The organism is Thiomonas islandica (genome assembly GCF_055383445.1).
Map to the genome: position 1 here is coordinate 1,137,532 of NZ_AP042391.1, position 18,533 is coordinate 1,156,064.

The window sequence follows — 18,533 nt, forward strand, 5'->3', positions numbered from 1 at the left end:
ACACATTAAGGGGCTGGTCATGCGAACCAATATCGACATCGACGATGCCTTGATGGCCGCAGCCATGGAAGCCGGTGGCTTCAAGACCAAGAAGGAGGCGGTCGAGGAGGGCTTGCGCCTGTTGCGCCGTCGCAAGGTATACGAGGGCTTGCTGGCCTTGCGCGGTCAGTTGCAATGGGACGACTCTGATACCGCATGGGCGGCAGCCCGCGTCGGGCAAGGTGCCGCGTCCTTGCAGCTTGCCGAACCGCGTTCGGCCGATGCCGCCATGGCAGGCAAGCATGCCGCCAAGACCAGCAGCCTTTACGCCCAGACCTCCTCCGCACGTCGGCGCCGCAGCAAATGATTCTTGCGGACTCCAGCGTGTGGATCGACTTTTTTCGTGGCGAGCGCGACGGCGCCAGCGGTGCGTTGGCGCGTTGCCTGGGCGATCCCAGTGTCGAGATCGGGGTGGCCGATCTCGTGCTGTTCGAAGTGCTGCGCGGTTTTCGTGAGTCGCGTGCGCAGAAACGGGCCGAAAGTCTGCTGCGCGCACTGCCGCAGGTGAGCATTGGCGGGGATGCGCAGGCCGTACGGGCGGCCCATCTTTACCGCCGACTGCGCATGCAGGGTCGCAGCGTGCGCAGCCCGATCGATGGGCTGCTCGCCAGCTTTTGCATGACGCAGGGCCATACCCTGCTGCACCGCGACGCCGATTTCGAGGTGTTCAAACTGGTGGGAGAAATCGACACATGGACGTCCTGAATCCGCTGGGCGCTTACTTCCAGACCCTGGCCCGCTATCACCTCTGGGCCACGCGGCGGCTGCTCACCAAGCACATTGCGCTGCTGCCGGAGGCAGACTACCGGCGTGACTGCGGGTTGTTTTTCAAAAGCATCCACGGCACGCTCAACCATCTGCTCGTGGCCGAGGGGCTGCTGTGGCAGCGCCGCTTCATCGATGGCGTCTCGCCCGCTGGCATCGCGCTCGACGCCGAGGTCGAGCCCAACCGCGCCTGTCTGGCGCAGCGCTTGCTGGATGTGGCGCAGGCATGGCAGCCGTTCATCGCGTCGCTGCCGCCCGAGCGCATGGCCTCGTCCCTTGCCTACACCACCAGCCGCGGCGAGCAGGTCACCTCGCCGTTTGCGCTGACGCTCGCGCATGTGTTCAACCATGCCACGCATCATCGCGGCCAGATCACCGCTGCGCTGACCGCGATGGGGCATCCTTCCCCGGTGCTCGACCTGATCTACATGCTGCGCGAGGAAGCGGCATGAACACGGCTGCCGTTGTCCGGGTGGAGCGCGCCGGGGTGGTGGCCACGGTCACGCTGAACCGCCCCGAGGTGCGCAACGCCTTTGACGCCGAGACGATTGCCGCGCTGCATACGGCGTTTGTCGAACTCGGCATAGACCCGCAGGTGCGTGTGGTCGTGCTCGCCGCCAGCGGGCCTGCATTCTGCGCCGGGGCCGACCTGCGCTACATGCAGCAGCTCGCTGGCTTCACCCCGGCGCAGAACCGCGACGATGCGCTGCAGCTTGCGCGCATGCTGCGCAGCGTGGTCGAATGTCCCAAGCCGGTGATCGCGCGGGTGCAGGGCGATGCGTTCGCCGGCGGCGTCGGCCTGGTGGCGGCCTGCGATCTGGCGGTGGGCGTGTCGTCTGCGCGGTTTTGCCTGAGCGAGGTCAGGCTCGGCTTGATTCCGGCGACCATCATGCCGCATGTGCTGCGCGCCATCGGCGCGCGCGCGGCGCAGCGCATCACCCTGACCGCCGAAGTGTTCGATGCTGCCGCGGCGCAGCGCATCGGGCTGGTGCATGAGGTCGTCGCAGATGCCGCCGCGCTGGATGCGCAGGTGCACGCCTGGACGCAGGCGCTGCTGGCCGCCTCGCCGCAGGCGCTGGCCGCGGCCAAGCGGCTGATCGCCGAAGTGGCGCATCATCCGCTGGGCGAGGCCTTGCTGGCCGACACCGCTGAACGCATCGCGCAGGCCCGCGCCAGCAGCGACGGGCGCGAAGGCATCGCCGCCTTTCTCGAAAAACGCAAGCCGAGCTGGGCCGAGCCCAGCCCGGACTGAACCAACCTCATCAATCCCATGAACGCTCCGACCCCCTGGACACTCGAACGCATCCAAGCACTGCTCGACCAGCCGCTGCCCGAGCTGATGTGGCAGGCGCAGCAGGTCCATCGCGCGCATTTCGACCCGACCGAAGTGCAGCTGTCCTCTTTGCTGTCGATCAAGACCGGCGGCTGTCCCGAAGACTGCGGCTACTGCCCGCAATCGGCGCACCACGATGTCGGCCTGAAGGCGGGCAAGCTGATGGACCTCGATACCGTGCTGGCCAACGCCCGGGCGGCCAGGGACGCAGGCGCGAGCCGCTTTTGCATGGGCGCGGCCTGGCGCGAGCCCAAGGACCGCGACATCGACGCCGTGGCCAGAATGGTCGAGGGCGTCAAGGCTCTTGGCTTAGAGACCTGCATGACCCTGGGCATGCTGCGCCCCGAGCAGGCGCAGCGGCTCGCCGGCGCGGGGCTGGACTACTACAACCACAACCTCGACACCTCGCCAGCGTTCTACGGCCACATCATCACCACCCGCACCTATCAGGAACGGCTCGACACCCTTCGGCATGTGCGCGCCGCCGGGATGAAAGTGTGTTGCGGCGGCATCGTCGGCATGGGTGAGAGCCGCCTGGACCGCGCCGCGCTGCTGGCTGAGCTGGCCAATCTCGACCCGTACCCCGAATCGGTGCCGATCAACGCGCTGGTGCGTGTGTCCGGCACGCCGCTGGAACATGCGCCCGACCTCGACCCGTTCGAATTCGTGCGCACCGTGGCCGCAGCCCGCATTGTCATGCCACGCGCCTGGGTGCGGCTGTCCGCGGGACGGCGCGAACTGGGCGATGGCATCCAGGCGCTGTGCCTGCTCGCCGGGGCGAACTCAATCTTTTACGGCGATACCCTGCTGGTCACTGGCAATGCCGAGGTCCAGGCTGACCGCGCGCTGTTCGCCCGTCTCGGGCTGCGTGCTGAGGGCCTGCCCGCCGATGCCGCGCCAGATCATCCCACCATGCGCCGCGCCATCCCCCTGCAGCAAACTGCCTGAGGCCATTGATGCAAGCCCCCACCCTCGATACTCTGCAACTGCTCGCGCTGGCCGCCGCGCTGGGCTGGGCCAGCGGTATGCGCGCCTTTCTGGTGATGTTCGCGGTCGGCGTCGCGGGGCTGGCCGGGTGGGTGCAACTGCCCGCCGGGCTGCAGGCGCTCGCCAGCCCGCTGGCGGTGGGCATCACCGGGGTTCTGGCCTTGCTCGAGTTCGTCGGCGACAAGATTCCGGGGGTGGACAGCCTGCTCGACTTCATCTCCACCCTGCTGCGCATCCCGGCGGGCGCGGTGCTCGCGGCCAGCGTGTTCGGGCTGGATCACACTTTCGTTGCGGCGTTGGCGGCTGCGGCCGGTGGCAGCCTGGCTGCGGTCAGCCACGGCACCAAGCTGTCCACCCGCGCGGCGATCAATACCTCGCCCGAGCCGTTTTCCAACATCGGTGCGTCTTTTGGCGAGGACGCGATGGTGCTGGGTGGCCTGTGGCTGGCCTGGCTGCATCCGGTGCTGTTTTTCATTGCGCTGGCGCTGGTGCTGGTGGGAATGGTGTGGCTGGCGCGCAAGAGCTTTCACTTCGTGCGTGGTCTGCTCGGACGCATGGTGCGCCTGTTCAGCGGCAAGGCCGAGACCGCGTCCGGCGCGACCGATGTGCGCTTTCGCGACAGGAGCTGAGTCCCGATTGGAGAGTGCTGAAATGTTCTCGAAAGTCCTGATCGCCAATCGCGGCGAGATTGCCTGCCGCGTGGCTGCCACCTGCCGGCGGCTCGGCATCCAGACGGTTGCGGTGTATTCCGAGGCTGACGCGCAGGCCGCGCATGTGGCCGCCTGTGACGAGGCGGTGTGCATCGGAGCGGCCGAGGCGACTGCCAGCTATCTGTGCGGCGCGCGCATCGTGCAGGCGGCGCTGCAGACCGGCGCGCAGGCCATCCATCCGGGCTATGGCTTTCTCAGCGAGAACCCGGCGTTCGCGCAGCAATGCGCGCAGGCCGGTCTGGTGTTCATCGGCCCGCCGTCCGAAGCGATGCAGGCGATGGGGCTGAAGGCCGAGTCCAAGCGGCTGATGCAGGCTGCAGGCGTGCCGCTGGTGCCCGGCTACCACGGGGCCGAGCAGGACGACGCGCGGCTGGCGCTGGAGGCGGCGCGCATTGGCTATCCGCTGCTGATCAAGGCCAGCGCGGGCGGCGGTGGCAAAGGCATGCGCGAGGTGCATGCTGCTGCAGACTTCGCTGCCGCGCTGGCTTCCTGCCGCCGCGAGGCGCGCAGCAGCTTCGGCAACGACGCGGTGCTGATCGAACGTCTGGTGCTGCGGCCGCGGCATATCGAAATCCAGGTGTTCGCCGACCGTCACGGCCATTGCCTGTGGTTGTTCGAGCGCGACTGCTCGATGCAGCGCCGCCATCAGAAGGTCATCGAGGAAGCGCCGGCGCCGGGACTGTCCGAGGCCATGCGGCGTGACATGGGCGCTGCCGCCGTGGCCGCGGCGCAGGCGGTGGGCTATGTGGGCGCGGGCACGGTGGAGTTCATCGTCGAATGCACCGAAGCCGGAGTGCCGCAGCAGTTCTACTTCATGGAAATGAACACCCGGCTGCAGGTCGAGCATCCGGTGACCGAGGCGATCACCGGGCTAGATCTGGTCGAGTGGCAGTTGCGCGTGGCCGCAGGCGAGCCGCTGCCGATCATGCAGGAGCAGGTGCGCGCAAGCGGCCACGCGATCGAGGCGCGGATCTACGCCGAGCATCCCGAGGCCGGCTTTCTGCCGTCCACCGGGGTGCTGCAGCGGCTGGCGCTGCCGCCGCACGCCGCGTTCGGTGTGGTGGGCGAATCCGGTATCCGCATCGACAGCGGGGTGCGCGAAGGCGATGCGATCACCCCGTATTACGACCCGATGATCGCCAAGCTCATCGCCTGGGCGCCAACGCGCGAGCAGGCGCGGCTGCGACTGCGGCAGGCGCTGGCGGCAACGCACATCGCCGGGTTGCAGACCAATGTGCAGTTCCTCCACCGCCTGCTCGGGCAGGAGGCGTTCGCCGCCGGCGCGGTCGATACCGGGCTGATCGCCCGCCGGCAGGATGCGCTGCTTGCGCCGCCTGCGATCACGCCGCACCTGGCCTGCGCCGCGGCAATCGGCGCGCTGCTCGAGGACGAGCGCGCCGCGCAGACCGCCGATCCCTGGTCCGCCTGCGACGGGTTCACTACCGGCGCGCTGCCGCCGCGCGCCTTTGCCTTCGACAGCCCGTGGGGCGAGCTGCGCTGCGAGCTGTTCTACGCCAGCGGTGAGCAGCCGATGCAGCTTCTGGCGCCCGGGCTGGACGCACCGCAGCCCTTTGCCTGCAGTGTGCGCGCCGCGCGGGCCGAAAACGCGCGCGCGTTGGTGCTCACCGTCGGGCCGCAGCGCGCGCAGATGGATGTGGTGCGGCTAGGCGCGGCAGGCTTTGCCGTGTTCGCTGCGGGCGAGCAGGCGCTGCTGCAGCGGCGCGGCCCCGATCTGGGTCATGCCACTGCGGTGCAGGGGGCGGGGCGTCTGACCGCACCGATGCCCGGCAAGATCATCGCGCTGCATGTGCAGCCGGGTGATGCCGTGGAGGCCGGTGCGCCGCTGCTGGTGCTCGAAGCGATGAAAATGGAGCACACTCTGCATGCCCCGTCTGCGGGGCGGGTGAGCGAACTGCTGCACGCGGTGGGCAACCAGGTCAGCGAAGGCGCTGAGCTGCTGCGCCTGGCCGCGTTGCAAGAGGAAGGATCGACTCCATGAGACTGGCGGTCTGGGATCCGGACGAGCCGTTTCGCCGCTGGCGCGACGCGCTGATGCAACACGCCAAGGAAACAGGGCTGGCGATCGACGTGATTGACGCCTGCGCCGACCGCGACGCGCAGGCCGAGTTCGTGCTGGTCTGGCGTCCCGACGCCGAGTGGCTGGCCGGGCAGATGGGGCTGCGCGCGGTGTTCAACCTCGGCGCCGGGGTGGACGCGATCGCGCCGCTGTTGCACCGTCTGCACCCCGGCGTGCCGCTGGTCCGCCTGGAGGACGCGGGCATGGGGCGGCAGATGGCCGACTATGTGGCTGAGGGCGTGCTGCATGCCTACCGTCGCATGCTGGACTATGCCTGGCAGCAGGCGCAGCGGCGCTGGGAGCCGCTGCCGCTGCCGCCGCGCGCCAGTTTTACCGTGGGCTTCCTCGGCCTGGGGCAGATGGGTGCTGCCGCCGCGCGGCGCGTGGCGGCGATGGAATTTCCGATCCACGCCTGCACCCGCAGCGGCCGGCCGGTTGCTGGGCTGAACTGCCCGGTGACTGCACTGGGCGGCCTGGACGAATTTCTCGCGCAGACCCGGGTGCTGGTGGTGCTGTTGCCGCTGACCGCAGACACCCGCGGCTTGCTCGACTACGCTGCGCTGAGCCGTCTGCCGCAGGGTGCGCACCTGATCAACGCCAGCCGCGGCGCGGTCATCGACCAGGCCGACCTGCTCGATCTGCTGCAGTCCGGGCACCTGGCCAGCGCGCTGCTCGATGTGTTTGCCACCGAGCCGCTGCCTGCGGACGATGCGCTGTGGCGCCACCCGCGGGTGCGCATCACCCCGCATGTGGCGGCGCAAACCCTGGTCGGCCCGGCGGCAGCGCAGATCGTGCGCAAGATCGCCGCGATCGAGCGCGGCGAATCGCCCAGCGGCGTGGTCGACATGCGGCTGGGGTACTGAGCTGGAGACAAACCGATGCACACGTTGAACGCTTTGCCCAAGGCCGTCGAAGTGGTCGAGGTCGGCCCGCGCGACGGCCTGCAGAACGAGGCCAACCCGGTACCTGCTGCGGTCAAAATCGACCTGATCGACCGGCTGTCCGCCGCAGGGATGCCGCAGATCGAGGCCGCGGCCTTCGTCTCGCCCAAGTGGGTGCCGCAAATGGCCGGCAGCAGCGAGGTGATGGCCGGTATCCGCCGCCGTCCCGGCACGCGATATTCCGCGCTGGTGCCCAATCTCAAAGGCATGGAGGCGGCGCTCGCTGCCCACGTGGACGAGGTCGTGGTGTTCACCGCAGCGAGCGAGGCGTTTGCGCAGAAAAACATCAACTGCTCGATCGCTGAATCGATCGAGCGCTTCCGCCCGGTGGCCGCGGCGGCGAAGACCGCCGGGGTGCGGCTGCGCGGCAGCATTTCGGTTGCGCTGGGCTGTCCGTACCAGGGCGAGGTGCGTCCTGCGGCCGTGGCCGACGTGGTCCAGCGCCTAGCCGATCTGGACTGCGACAGCATCGACATCGCCGACACCATCGGCGTGGGCACGTCCGGCGCGGTGCAGGCGGTGTTCGAGGCCGCGTCGCGGGTGTTTCCGATCGCCAAGTTGGCCGGTCATTTCCACGACACCTACGGCCAGGCGCTGGCCAATGTGCTTGCCGCTCTGGAAATAGGCGTGGCGAGCTTTCATTCCTCGGTCGCCGGGCTGGGCGGCTGCCCCTATGCCAAGGGCGCCACCGGCAATCTCGCCACCGAAGACCTGCTCTACCTGCTGCACGGTTTGGGCATCGACACCGGGGTCGATCTGCGCGCGGTGGTGCAGACCGGCGACTTCATTACCCGCGCCATCGGCCGCCCGAACCACAGCCGCGCCGGGCGCGCGCTGCTGGCCCGGTGGGCCGCCGAGCAGGGCGAGCGCGCCTGCACCGCATGAGCCGTACCATGCCGACGCACGCCATCAGCCGCCCGAGCGACTCGGTGCAGCGCGTGATCGATGCGCTGGCCGCGCTCGGCCATGCCGGGCAGCCGGTCCTGCTCGACGTCGCCGCACGCACCGCGCAGCAGGCTGCTGACGCGCTCGGGGTGCAGCTCGGGCAGATCGCCAAGTCCATCGTGTTCCGCCATGTGGACAGCCACCGCGCCGTGCTGGTGGTCTGCGCGGGCGACCGGCGGGTGGACGAACACGCGGTGGCCGCGCAGGTAGGCCGGCTGGCGCGCGCCGATGCTGATTTCGTTCGCGCCGCCACCGGCTTTGCCATCGGCGGGGTCAGCCCAGTGGGGCATGTCCAGCCGCCGATTGCGCTGATCGACCAGAGCCTGTGGCGCTTTGCCTGCATCTGGGCCGCAGCAGGCCATCCGCACGCGGTGTTCCCGCTGCGGCCCGAGGATCTGCCGCGCTGGCTCGGCACCGCGCCCAGTGCGGTCACCCAGGCGGTCTGACCATGGCGGTGCCCTCTCCCTGCATCAACGTCTGCACCATGGACGAGACACGCGGCCTGTGCCGCGGCTGCTTGCGCACGCTGGACGAAATCGCACGTTGGAGCAGCATGAGCGCGCAGGACAAGCTGCAGGTCTGGCGCCTGATTCGCCTGCGGCAGACGCGGGCGGACGAGCAGGCGGATGCCGGCGCTGGCGGCTGTGGCCCGACACGGCCGCCCGAGGCATAGAATCTGCCCCCTGCGCAAAAAAGCGGCAGCCGCATGCCCTGGCCTGCTGCGCTGCGCACGCCGTTCCGCCATGACCCAACCCGCCGCCCTTGCCGACTCCGCACCCCTTGCGGTGCGCGCCGACTGGCGCACGCCGCTGCAGCTCGGCCAGCATCTGTTGGCAAACCGCGTGTTCGCCGCGCCGATGGCCGGGGTCACCGACCGGCCGTACCGGCGGCTCGCGCGGCAGCTTGGCGCGGGATATTGCGTCAGCGAAATGGTCACCTCGCGTCCCGACCTGCGCGACAGCCTCAAGACCACGCGCCGCGTCAACCACGACGGCGAGGCCGCGCCGATCGCGGTGCAGATCGTCGGCACCGACCCGCAGCAGATCGCGCAGGCCACGCAGGACAATCTGGCGCGCGGTGCGCACATCATCGACATCAACATGGGCTGCCCGGCGAAAAAGGTCTGCAACCGCTGGGCCGGCTCGGCGCTGATGCAGGACGAAGAGCTGGCCGCGCGGCTGGTCGAGGCCGCGGTACAGGCCGCCCGGCCATTCGGCGCGCCAGTCACGCTCAAGATGCGCGCCGGCTGGTGCGACGCCGCGCGCAACGCCCCGCGCATCGCCCGTCTGGCCGAGGCCGCGGGGGCCGCGATGCTGGTGGTGCACGGTCGCACCCGCGAACAGGGCTACGGCGGGCAGGCCGAGTACCACACCCTTGCCGAGGTCAAGCGCAGCGTGTCCATCCCCGTGGTGGCCAACGGCGATATCGACTCTCCGCACAAGGCCGCCGCGGTGCTGCAGGCCACCGGGGCCGATGCGGTGATGATTGGTCGCGCGGCGATGGGCCGACCCTGGCTGTTCGGCCAGGTCGCCGCCTATCTGGAATGCGGCGCGTTGTTGCCCGACCCCGCGCCAGCGCAGTGGCGCGACTGGCTGTTCGCCCACCTCGACGACCACTACACGCTGTACGGCGAGGCCACCGGCGTGCGCACTGCGCGCAAGCATGTCGGCTGGTATGTGGCCAATCTGGAAGGCGGCGCCGCGTTCCGCCAGTACTTCAACACCCTGCAGACCGCCGCCGAGCAACTGGCCGCACTGCGCCGCCTGCTCGGTGACGATCAGCCTCAGCCCACCTTCACCCTCCCGCTTGCCGCCGCCGCATGAACCCGCAACGCAAAACCCTCGAACAGTGCGTGATCGAGAGCCTGGAAGGCTATTTCCGTGACCTCGGCGGCTCCGAGCCGCACGGCATTCACGCCATGGTGATGCAGGCAGTGGAAAAACCGCTGCTGGCCACCGTGATGCGCCATGCCGAAGGCAACCAGTCGCTGGCTGCGCGCTGGCTGGACATCAACCGCAACACCCTGCGCAAAAAACTGGCCGAACACAAGCTGCTCTGATCCGCCTCTCTTTTCTTTTTTCGAGACCTCCATGCAAGCCCTGATTTCCGTATCCAATAAGACTGGCGTGCTCGACTTCGCGCGCGAACTGCACGCACTCGGTGTGCGTCTGCTGTCCACCGGCGGCACCGCCAGGCTACTGCAGGGGGCTGGTCTGCCCGTGCTCGAGGTGGCCGACTACACCGGCTTTCCCGAAATGCTCGATGGCCGGGTCAAGACCCTGCATCCCAAGGTGCACGCCGGGCTGTTGGCGCGGCGCGATTTGCCCGAGCATGTGGCGCAGACCGCAGCGCACGACCTGCCGCCGATCGACATCCTCTGCGTCAACCTCTATCCCTTCGAGGCCACGGTGGCCAAGCCGCACAGCCTTGCCGATGCGATCGAGAACATCGACATCGGCGGCCCGGCGATGGTGCGCTCGGGCGCGAAGAACTATCAGCATGTCGCAGTGGTCACCGATCCGGCCGACTACGCCGTGGTGGTGGAGGAGCTGCGCGCAGCCGGCAAGGTCAGCGATGCCACGCGCTTTCGCCTGGCGGTCGCCGCGTTCAACCGCATCGCCCAGTACGACGCGGCGATTTCCAACTACCTATCCGCGCTGCAGGACGACGGCGCGCGCAGCAACTTTCCTGCCCAGCTCAACCTCACCTTCACCAAGCAGCAAGACCTGCGCTACGGCGAGAATCCGCATCAGGCTGCGGCGTTCTATGTCGAACCCGGCGCGCGCGAGGCCAGCATCGCCACTGCGCGGCAGTTGCAGGGCAAGGAACTCTCGTTCAACAACATCGCCGACGCCGACGCCGCGCTCGAATGTGTCAAGCAGTTCGCCGACGGCCCGGCCTGCGTCATCGTCAAGCATGCCAACCCCTGCGGCGTGGCGTACGGCGACACGCTGCTGGCCGCGTACGACCGCGCCTATGCCACCGACACCGAGTCGGCCTTCGGCGGCATCATCGCATTCAACCGTGAGCTTGACGCCGACACCGCGCAGGCGATCGTCGAGCGGCAGTTCGTCGAGGTGATCATCGCGCCTGCGGTGTCGCCGGCGGCGATCGACATCTGCGCGGCGAAGAAGAACGTGCGGCTGCTCGTCTGCGGCAGCTGGGACGCGCAGCCAGCCCCCCGGTTCGATGCCAAGCGGGTCAACGGCGGGCTGCTGCTGCAGGACGCCGATCTGGCCCTGCACGGCGAGTTGCAGATCGCGAGCCAGCGCCAGCCTACCGAGGCCGAACTGCGCGACCTGCTGTTCGCCTGGCGCGTGGCCAAGTTCGTCAAGTCCAACGCCATCGTCTATGCCAAAGACCAGCGCACCATCGGCATTGGTGCCGGGCAGATGAGCCGGGTGAACTCCGCGCGCATCGCCGCGATCAAGGCCGAGCAGGCCGGTTTGCCGGTGCCGGGTTCGGTCATGGCCTCGGACGCCTTCTTCCCGTTCCGCGACGGCATCGACAGCGCCGCGCAGGCCGGCATCACCGCGGTCATCCACCCCGGCGGCTCGGTGCGCGATGCCGAGGTCATCGAGGCGGCCAATGCGCACGGCATGGCCATGGTGCTTACTGGCATGCGGCATTTCCGACACTGACGCGCAGCGGCGCGCGCAAGCGATGCGCATCCTCGGCATTGACCCCGGGCTCAACACCACCGGCTATGGCGTGATCGACGCCGTGGGCCAGCGGCTCGCGTATCAGGCCAGCGGGGCGATCCGCATTCCCAGAGGCTTGCTGCCCGAGCGGCTGAAAACCCTGTTTGACGGGGTGAGTGCGGTGGCGCAGCAGGCGCAGGCCGATGTGGCGGTGGTCGAGATCGTGTTCGTCAACGTCAACCCGCAGTCCACACTACTGCTCGGTCAGGCGCGCGGCGCGGCGATCGCGGCGCTGGTGGCACAGGGCTTGCCTGTGGTCGAGTACACCGCGCTGCAGCTCAAAAAATCCATCGTTGGCTATGGCCGTGCCAGCAAGACGCAGATGCAGCAGATGGTCGCGCGGCTGCTGGCACTGCCTGGCCAGCCGGGGCCGGACGCGGCCGACGCGTTGGGTCTGGCGATCTGCCACGCCCACGCGCAGCGCGGACTGGCAGCGGTGCGTCACCCTGCGTTCGGGGCGGCGAACGGGGTCGGCAAGGCCGGCACCATGAGCGCGGCGCAGCTGCGCGGCCTGCGTAGACGCGGCGGGCGGCTGGTCGACTGAATCCCTGTAGCAACGGTGCGCAGACGGCGTTGAACCAGCTCAACGCCGAGCATGCCAAGATCGGTGGCAAGCCGGTATTGCGCAGATCACCCCGTCATCCACCTCTGCGAAGATTGCCGAGCAGGGCTACAAGACCTCTTTCCGCATGATCGCCAATGACAACGCACTGGGCGCGGGGCGTGCCGAATATGCCCACGACACCCTGAAGGTGCAGCGCCTGGCGGTGGTGGACGACCGCACCGCCTATGGTCAGGGGCTGGCCGACGTGTTCGCGGCCACGGCGAACAAGCGCGGCATGGCCGCGCGGCTGATGGGTGGCGACGGCATCTGCGCGCCGCTGTCGGCGCTGCCCAAGGGCAAGGCGTGGAAGGCGCGTGACGACGCCGAGTTCAGTGCCGCGGCCTTCCAGCTCTATTCTCCGAATGCGGACGACGCCGCAATGGTGCTGGCGCACGCGATGATGAAAGCCGGGTCGGGCAACCCCAAGGTCTACCTGAAGGATATCCGCGACATCCACTATGACGGCGTGACCAACAGCGAGATCCATTTCACCGCGAACGGCGAACTGGCCGACCCGATCATCACTCTGTCGGAGTTCCGCGGCTAGGTCAAAACGCCGCTGGCGGTAGAGCGGGTGCGGTAGTTGCTTGTCCGCCGCACGGCGGGTCAGACCTTCTGCTCGGCCTCCAGATACGCCAGGCTGATGTACTTGCCGATGTTGTTATCCCAGCCAGCGGTCTCTTTCGCCTTGGAGGCCACGCGCGGGTCGGCCTTGGCTGCGGCGATGGCGGCATCGGGCCCGGCAAAGTCCTTCGCGGCCTTTTGTGCGTGTTCCCAGATCGCGGCGAACAGCTCGCGTTGCCAGCGCATGACCTCGCGCCCGGCATGGCCGTGGCCGGGCAGCCAGTTGCTCCCCCGGATGTTCTTTTCCAGCGCGTCCATATAGGCGAGCGAGCCGGAGAAGGAGCCCTCGTCCATATTGGCGATGCGGCGGTCCATCATCACGTCGCCGACATAGGTGAGCCTGTCCTGCACCACCTCGATGCACAGGTCCGATGGAGTGTGCGCGGTGCCATAGTGATGCAGCCGCAGGGTGACGTCGCCATAGTCGAACACCTGTCCGTGCGCGACATCGGTATTGGGCGCGACGATGCGCGTGCCCGCGGTCGACTGGTTCGTCCACTTGAGCATCGCCTGTTGCCATTCGGTGCCGGTGTTGCCGAGGATTTCTTCGCGCGTGCGCTTGAGCGCGTAGATCGGCAGTTTCTCGCCATAGGCAGTGACGAAGGCATCGTTGCCGAGCCAGTGGTCGCCGTGGTAGTGCGAGTTGAACACCGCGATCACCGGCTTGTCGGTTAGGGTCTTGATCTGTCGGATCGCCATTTCGCCGATCTGCACCGAAGCGCCCGAATCGAGGATGACGACCCCCTTGGCGGTCAGAACCGCGGTGATGTTGCTCATCATCCCCTGGTTCCGCTCGGTCGGAAAGCCGTCGGCGGCGTAGATCACGTACACATGATCGGATAGCCGGGTGAACGGCACGTCCGGCACCCTGGGGCCGCGGACGAAATCGAGCGCCTGCTGCGCAAAGGCGGCCAGCGGCGGCACGGTTGCTGCCGCTGCGGTGGCCGCGGTCGCCGCCGCACCCCAGCGCAACACGGCGCGCCGGCTGAGCGCGGAAGATCCTGCTTTGGCTGACATGATGAGACTCCTTTGATACGAATCGTCATATTTTGCCTTCAACCCAGATTGTTCATGAGGGGATGGGATGATGGCGTGGTGGGTTGGAGAGGGATTTGGCCCTGCGCGACAAGCTCATCGCCTTCGCTGTAGGCGCGAAGCGCGGGGGCAAAAACTCCCCAAATCACCCGCCAGCGCATGTGCAGGGTGCACCGCCTAACAGGCCGTTGAAAAACTACTGCGGTGGGCCATCTGCGGCGTTGCACGGTGCGCGCTGCCTCGCCTATCTATTTGATATGTCTCGGTCGCTGCGCGCCGTGTGCCTTGCATCTGGCCATCCTCGCGACGTTTTTCAACGGCCTGCTAATGGACCATCTGTGTTCAAAGCAGCAGGCGATGTGCATCGGGGCAAACCGCGCTCGCCTTGGCCATCAAATCAGGTGTCGGGCGACGCACTCAGAGCTTGAACACGCGCACCGAGCCCTGTCCCTCCAGCACGCGAATGCGGTCGCCAGGTTTGAACGCCTGCTCGTCCATGGCCTGGACGACGACGAACAGTTGGCCGGTGTCATCTTCTCGGTAGGTGATCTCCAATCCCTTGCGGCGCGATAAATGTCGCTCGGCCTGGCTGCCGGCGAGCTGGCCGATCCCAGCGCCGACGATGCTGCCGACGATCTGGCCGTTGCCACCGCCCACGTTCGACCCGCCAAAACCGCCAAGGCCCAAACCGACCGTCGCGCCTGCTCCGCTTTGCACTCCCTCGAGGGTCACTTCGCGTACTGCGACCACGGTGCCGAACCGCACTGCGAGCTTTTGCATCGTCGCCTCCGGCCCGTAGACCTTCGGTTCCGGCACCGCGGCGCAGCCGCCGATCAGCACGGCGACGGTCACAAGCAAAGCGAGCTGCGTTTTCACCTTCATCTTCATCTCCCTTGAGCTTGGCTTGCCAGTCACACGACGGAGCCGACACCCCGCCGTGTGATCAACGCCAACGCGCATGCCGCCTGCATGCACCGGCTTGTATCGACCTGATTTGCTCATCGTCTCATCGAATCGGGGTGCGTCAGGTTCAGCAGGTCGGTGGCTTGACCTTGCGACAATCCTCGATTGGCACCGGCTTGACCTTGTCGATCGGATGGGGCTTCACCGGGGCGGTAACTGGCCGAGGCTTGACCGGAACGGGCACTGCGGTGCCACCCGGGTCGACCGGTTGCTGCCCCGAACCATCGCCCGGGTCGCGCGGCATATGCGGCCGCACCGGCAGATCGACCGCGCTGCCAACATGCCTCGGCTTCGGCGGCAGCGGATCGATCGGATGCGGCCACGGCCCGCCCGCGCCGGGGTCTTGCGGCCCGACTTCGGGATCGTTTTTTGGCACTCCAGGTTCGGCACGGGCATGGTCAGCCTTCAGGCACATCTTGAGCTTGGGTGACCAGACCTGTCCCGGTGGACAGGGATCCTTGACCGGTGGCACGGCCAGCGCCGGGCCGCTGAACACCGCAAAAAGGAGACTGGCCAGCAAGGCGTGTTTGGTTTGCATGATCGCGCTCCTATGGTTCAGCAGGTCGAGGTTCCGGGTTTGCCAGGGAAGGTCGGGCCGCAATCCGGCGTCGGCTTGGGCAACGGCCCCTTGCGGTCCTCGATGGGGTGCGGTGCAAGATGCGGCCTGCCGGGTGAGGGCGTCTGCGGGAGTTTGATTTTTTCTTGATGCGGTTTGGCCGAAATGGTGTGCGTTGGCGAAGTGGTCAGCGGCGGGTGATTTCCCTGATTTTGCGCGGCTTGCGCTGCGCTGAAGCTGCCGAGCGCGACCGCCGCGCCGACGATGACAAAGCGAAGTGAGTGCATGGTCGTAACTCCTTGAATCGGATGGTGGGACTCGAGCCTTGGCATATCGGCCTTTGCTGCTGCTGAGTCGCTGCAGCCGGCGGTTTTCTTCAATTGCGCCGCGTCGCGTCCGGCGACTTAGGCAAGGTGTCGCAAGGCGGGCACGCGATCGGCTGCGCGGTCTTGGCGTGGGGCGTGATCGCGCCGGGTTTGGCGATGGCCATTCCGCGGAGGATGTCTTTTTCTCGATGCCGCGTTGCAGCTGCGTGCCGTCACCGGGCGAGCCGGGAGCGGCGGGAGCTGCCGGGGCGGTCGCTCGCGCGGCACCGGCTGCGTGATCTTGCCGCGCAGAACGCGGGCGTCCTGCGCTGCAGCGCCAGGTGGGTTGGCGTGCGCGCTGACGAGCACAAGGGCTGCGAACAGAGTGGAAGAAAGTGCGTGCAGCGGACATGGTCGACTCCTTGGGGTGTTGGGACACCCTTGAGTCGGCCGCGAGTACGGCGCTTCTTCAACCCTCAGCGGCCCTGGCCACACCCGAGCGAGCGGGGCGCTACCGCGCCCACTGCAGCAGGCCGCAGCCGGTGATCGGGTCAGAGCCGGGCGGTGGCAGGTCGCGGGCGCTGGCGCAGACCGCGGCAGCATCTGCCGGCAGGCCGCGCGCAAGCCGCTGCGCGATCCAGGCGGTGACGATCGGCGCGGCGTACGAGGTGCCGCTGAGGTAGGCGCCGCCGCCGACCGGCAGCCAGAGGTCGACTCCGGGCGCGGCAATGCGCAGGTTCGCGCCGCGGTTGCCTGCGGCGTAGGGTTTGGCATCGGCATCGACTGCGGCAACGGCAATCACCCCGGGAAGCGCCGCCGGGTAAGGCAGCGGTGCCTGGTTGCCGCCATTGCCAGCGGCGGCGACTAGCGTCAGCCCGCGTTGCAGGCTACGCTGCACGGCGAGCGCGAGCACCGCGTCCGGCGGCCCGCCTAGGCTGAGATTGACGACGGCGGCGGCGCGCGCGAGCATCCAGTCGAGCGCGCGCACGACGGCGGCGCTCGGCGCCGATGCAGCGCCCGGCCCGCTGCGTGTGAGCACGGTGGCGGCGAGCAGCATGCTGCCGCGGGCGAAGCCAGCAAAGCCGGTGTCAGCGGCGCAGGCAAGCTCGCAAAGTACCGCCGCCGCGTGCTCCCCGCCGGCGGGCTGCGCGACGAAAGCCTGGCGATCGAACCCGGCCAAATCGAGTGCGGGCGCCGGCGCGCCGGCGTCGCCGTCGATGACGCCGATGCGCACCGCGCGCGGCAGCGGCGGCGCGGCCTGCCCGGCGCCAACGAGCGCGGCGGCGTATTGCCGCGCGGCCCCCGCGGTTTGCGCGCGCAGCAGGCTGTGGCGATCGACGACGATCTGTGGAAAGCGCGCGCGCAGCGTCTGCAGCGCCTGTGGCGGGTCGCCCGCGGGCAGCTGCAGCACGGCAAGCCGCAGACCGAGCGCGGGCAGCGTTTCATCCTGCACGACGTTTGCCTGCACCGCGGCGGCGAGTTCGGCTGCGGTGACGGGGTCTGAGTCGTCCCAGGCGGCGATCAGTTGCTCGGGGACGTAGGGCTCGGCGTCGCTGGCCTGCGGCGCACCGCGCAGCAACGCGCCGGCAGCGCGCAAGAGTGCGCCGAGGTCGATCTGCACGCCCAGACCGATCCCGCCTCGCGGCCCCGGCTCGGCTTGGGGAGTCTGTGCGCTGGCTGCCGCGCCGAACAGCGCAAGCGCGAGCCCGACAAGCAGGCGGCGCCTCATGGCTGGCGCGCGATGTGCTCGACCACGGCGCTTTTGGCGAGTTGCTCGAGCGCGGCGCTGGCCCGCGCCTTCGGCACCTCGACCTGCCAGACGCCAAGGCGGCTTGGCCCGTCGTGCACGCTGGCACTGGCTGCCTGCAGCGTCGCGCGCACCTCGGCGATGCGCGCCTGATCGCGAAAGACGATCTGCAGCTGCACCGTCTCGACCGAGGCGGGCTGCGCCTGACCGAGCGGCTGCAGCGTGGTGCCAGTCTGCGCCGGCCCGTGCAGCGCCGGGCTGAGTGTGAACGCTATCACCACCGCCGCCGCTGCGGCGCCCACAGCAAAGCCGGCCAACCCTTGCCGCCAGCTCGACAGCCAGGCGCCGAGCGCGGTAAGCCCGGTGGCAGTCGTGCGATGCGGCTGCGGCGTTTGCTGTGGCGAACCCGTGGCCTCGCTGGTGTGCAGACGCTGCGCGATGCGAGACCAGTTGGCCGAGACGTCGAGTGCGTCGCGCTGCGCGCGCAGCTGTTCGGCGCTATGCGCAAGCCAGAGACGCTCGGCTTCGCTGTGCGGCGCAAGCGGGTCGTCGCGCTCGGAGGGCTGGGTGGGTGGGGTGCTCATGTTGCTGAGTCGCACCGCGCGCCCGGGTTCTTCAATCCGCTTGCGGTCATCAAACAGTCGCGCAGCTTACGCTTGGCGTGGTGGATGCGGGTGGCCACCGTATTGTCTGGCACCTGCTGGATCGCGGCGATCTCGCGCAGCGTCAAACCCTCGACCAGCGCAAGGTAAAGCGCCTCGCGCTGCGGCAGCGGCAGCGCATTGAGGCAAGCTTGCAGTTGCTCGACCTGCTGCTGCCGCGCAAGTTGCACGAACGGATCTGCGCCTGGGTCGGCGGTCTCGACGGCGGGCGCTTCGTCCTCGTCGGCCGCAGCCGGTGCCTGCTCACGCCGGCGAAGCAGATCGAGCGCCTTGTGGCGGACGATGCCGAGGAGCCAGGTGCGCACGCTCGAGCGACGGTCGTAGCGCGCCGCTTGCTGCCAGACGGTGACGAACGCCTCGGCGACAGCGTCGTCGGCATCTTGCGCTCGCCCGCAAAGCCGCAGCGCAAACGCGAACGCTGCGCGGGCATGGCGGGCGTGCAGGCGTTCGAGCGCTTGGGTGTCTCCTTGCGCACAGGCGGCGAGCAGGCTGCAATCGTCCATCGAACCGACATGATCTGCAACGATTGATGCAGAAAA

23 protein-coding genes are annotated in these 18,533 nt (G+C 68.4%); 16 read left to right on the forward strand and 7 right to left on the reverse strand.

What is annotated here, in order from left to right:
- Window positions 1-19: 19 nt before the first annotated feature.
- The 16 genes from ACZ47F_RS05455 to ACZ47F_RS05530 all read left to right on the forward strand — a co-directional run bounded on the left by ACZ47F_RS05455 (window position 20) and on the right by ACZ47F_RS05530 (window position 12,649).
- A complete protein-coding gene (locus tag ACZ47F_RS05455; protein WP_464926271.1) occupies window positions 20-346 on the forward strand; it encodes a type II toxin-antitoxin system VapB family antitoxin in 327 nt (108 codons plus the stop codon).
- The gene (vapC, locus tag ACZ47F_RS05460) at window positions 343-744 is read left to right on the forward strand and encodes a type II toxin-antitoxin system VapC family toxin (protein WP_464926272.1); all 402 of its coding nucleotides are present in this window, start codon (window positions 343-345) and stop codon (window positions 742-744) included. Before ACZ47F_RS05455 ends, vapC begins: the two co-directional genes overlap by 4 nt.
- Window positions 732-1,256 carry a DinB family protein gene (locus ACZ47F_RS05465; RefSeq protein WP_464926273.1) on the forward strand — a complete coding sequence of 175 codons (525 nt, stop codon included), beginning with the start codon at window positions 732-734 and terminating at the stop codon, window positions 1,254-1,256. Before vapC ends, ACZ47F_RS05465 begins: the two co-directional genes overlap by 13 nt.
- The gene (locus ACZ47F_RS05470) at window positions 1,253-2,056 is read left to right on the forward strand and encodes an enoyl-CoA hydratase/isomerase family protein (RefSeq protein WP_464926274.1); all 804 of its coding nucleotides are present in this window, start codon (window positions 1,253-1,255) and stop codon (window positions 2,054-2,056) included. Before ACZ47F_RS05465 ends, ACZ47F_RS05470 begins: the two co-directional genes overlap by 4 nt.
- An 18-nt stretch (window positions 2,057-2,074) precedes the next feature.
- Window positions 2,075-3,085: a biotin synthase BioB gene (gene bioB / locus ACZ47F_RS05475; RefSeq protein WP_464926275.1), complete on the forward strand. Its 1,011-nt coding sequence runs from the start codon at window positions 2,075-2,077 to the stop codon at window positions 3,083-3,085.
- Between the two features lie 8 nt (window positions 3,086-3,093).
- Window positions 3,094-3,753: a DUF4126 domain-containing protein gene (locus ACZ47F_RS05480; protein ID WP_464926276.1), complete on the forward strand. Its 660-nt coding sequence runs from the start codon at window positions 3,094-3,096 to the stop codon at window positions 3,751-3,753.
- 22 nt (window positions 3,754-3,775) lie between these two features.
- Window positions 3,776-5,833: an acetyl/propionyl/methylcrotonyl-CoA carboxylase subunit alpha gene (locus ACZ47F_RS05485; protein WP_464926277.1), complete on the forward strand. Its 2,058-nt coding sequence runs from the start codon at window positions 3,776-3,778 to the stop codon at window positions 5,831-5,833.
- Window positions 5,830-6,774: a 2-hydroxyacid dehydrogenase gene (locus ACZ47F_RS05490; protein ID WP_464926278.1), complete on the forward strand. Its 945-nt coding sequence runs from the start codon at window positions 5,830-5,832 to the stop codon at window positions 6,772-6,774. Before ACZ47F_RS05485 ends, ACZ47F_RS05490 begins: the two co-directional genes overlap by 4 nt.
- A gap of 15 nt (window positions 6,775-6,789) precedes the next feature.
- The gene (locus ACZ47F_RS05495; protein WP_464926279.1) at window positions 6,790-7,737 is read left to right on the forward strand and encodes a hydroxymethylglutaryl-CoA lyase; all 948 of its coding nucleotides are present in this window, start codon (window positions 6,790-6,792) and stop codon (window positions 7,735-7,737) included.
- A gap of 8 nt (window positions 7,738-7,745) precedes the next feature.
- Window positions 7,746-8,243: a YbaK/EbsC family protein gene (locus ACZ47F_RS05500; RefSeq protein WP_464926280.1), complete on the forward strand. Its 498-nt coding sequence runs from the start codon at window positions 7,746-7,748 to the stop codon at window positions 8,241-8,243.
- A 2-nt stretch (window positions 8,244-8,245) separates the two neighbouring features.
- Window positions 8,246-8,470, forward strand: coding sequence for a DUF1289 domain-containing protein (locus ACZ47F_RS05505; protein ID WP_464926281.1), 225 nt, complete (start codon window positions 8,246-8,248; stop codon window positions 8,468-8,470).
- 136 nt (window positions 8,471-8,606) lie between these two features.
- Entirely contained in the window at window positions 8,607-9,620 is a 1,014-nt protein-coding gene (gene dusB / locus ACZ47F_RS05510) for a tRNA dihydrouridine synthase DusB (protein WP_464926583.1), read from the forward strand.
- Window positions 9,617-9,856, forward strand: coding sequence for a helix-turn-helix domain-containing protein (locus ACZ47F_RS05515; protein ID WP_464926282.1), 240 nt, complete (start codon window positions 9,617-9,619; stop codon window positions 9,854-9,856). The genes dusB and ACZ47F_RS05515 overlap by 4 nt, the downstream gene beginning before the upstream one ends.
- Before the next feature lie 31 nt (window positions 9,857-9,887).
- Window positions 9,888-11,438, forward strand: a complete 1,551-nt coding sequence (purH, locus tag ACZ47F_RS05520) for a bifunctional phosphoribosylaminoimidazolecarboxamide formyltransferase/IMP cyclohydrolase (RefSeq protein WP_464926283.1) — start codon at window positions 9,888-9,890, stop codon at window positions 11,436-11,438.
- Window positions 11,439-11,460: 22 nt separating this feature from the next.
- Entirely contained in the window at window positions 11,461-12,042 is a 582-nt protein-coding gene (gene ruvC, locus ACZ47F_RS05525) for a crossover junction endodeoxyribonuclease RuvC (protein ID WP_464926284.1), read from the forward strand.
- A 145-nt stretch (window positions 12,043-12,187) separates the two neighbouring features.
- Window positions 12,188-12,649, forward strand: coding sequence for a type 1 periplasmic-binding domain-containing protein (locus tag ACZ47F_RS05530; protein WP_464926285.1), 462 nt, complete (start codon window positions 12,188-12,190; stop codon window positions 12,647-12,649).
- Between the two features lie 59 nt (window positions 12,650-12,708).
- Here the strand turns inward: ACZ47F_RS05530 and ACZ47F_RS05535 are convergent, their stop codons facing one another.
- The 7 genes from ACZ47F_RS05535 to ACZ47F_RS05565 form a co-directional block, all read right to left on the reverse strand.
- Entirely contained in the window at window positions 12,709-13,743 is a 1,035-nt protein-coding gene (locus ACZ47F_RS05535) for an MBL fold metallo-hydrolase (protein WP_464926286.1), read from the reverse strand.
- 435 nt (window positions 13,744-14,178) lie between these two features.
- Window positions 14,179-14,643 carry an outer membrane lipoprotein gene (locus ACZ47F_RS05540; RefSeq protein ID WP_464926287.1) on the reverse strand — a complete coding sequence of 155 codons (465 nt, stop codon included), beginning with the start codon at window positions 14,641-14,643 and terminating at the stop codon, window positions 14,179-14,181.
- 148 nt (window positions 14,644-14,791) lie between these two features.
- A complete protein-coding gene (locus ACZ47F_RS05545) occupies window positions 14,792-15,262 on the reverse strand; it encodes a hypothetical protein (protein WP_464926288.1) in 471 nt (156 codons plus the stop codon).
- Window positions 15,263-15,279: 17 nt separating this feature from the next.
- Complete coding sequence (locus ACZ47F_RS05550) at window positions 15,280-15,567, reverse strand: hypothetical protein (protein ID WP_464926289.1); 288 nt, start codon at window positions 15,565-15,567, stop codon at window positions 15,280-15,282.
- 529 nt (window positions 15,568-16,096) lie between these two features.
- The gene (locus ACZ47F_RS05555) at window positions 16,097-17,314 is read right to left on the reverse strand and encodes a S8 family serine peptidase (RefSeq protein WP_464926290.1); all 1,218 of its coding nucleotides are present in this window, start codon (window positions 17,312-17,314) and stop codon (window positions 16,097-16,099) included.
- Window positions 17,311-17,916 carry a hypothetical protein gene (locus ACZ47F_RS05560; protein WP_464926291.1) on the reverse strand — a complete coding sequence of 202 codons (606 nt, stop codon included), beginning with the start codon at window positions 17,914-17,916 and terminating at the stop codon, window positions 17,311-17,313. Before ACZ47F_RS05560 ends, ACZ47F_RS05555 begins: the two co-directional genes overlap by 4 nt.
- Window positions 17,913-18,497: an RNA polymerase sigma factor gene (locus tag ACZ47F_RS05565; protein ID WP_464926292.1), complete on the reverse strand. Its 585-nt coding sequence runs from the start codon at window positions 18,495-18,497 to the stop codon at window positions 17,913-17,915. Before ACZ47F_RS05565 ends, ACZ47F_RS05560 begins: the two co-directional genes overlap by 4 nt.
- Between the last annotated feature and the right edge of the window lie 36 nt (window positions 18,498-18,533).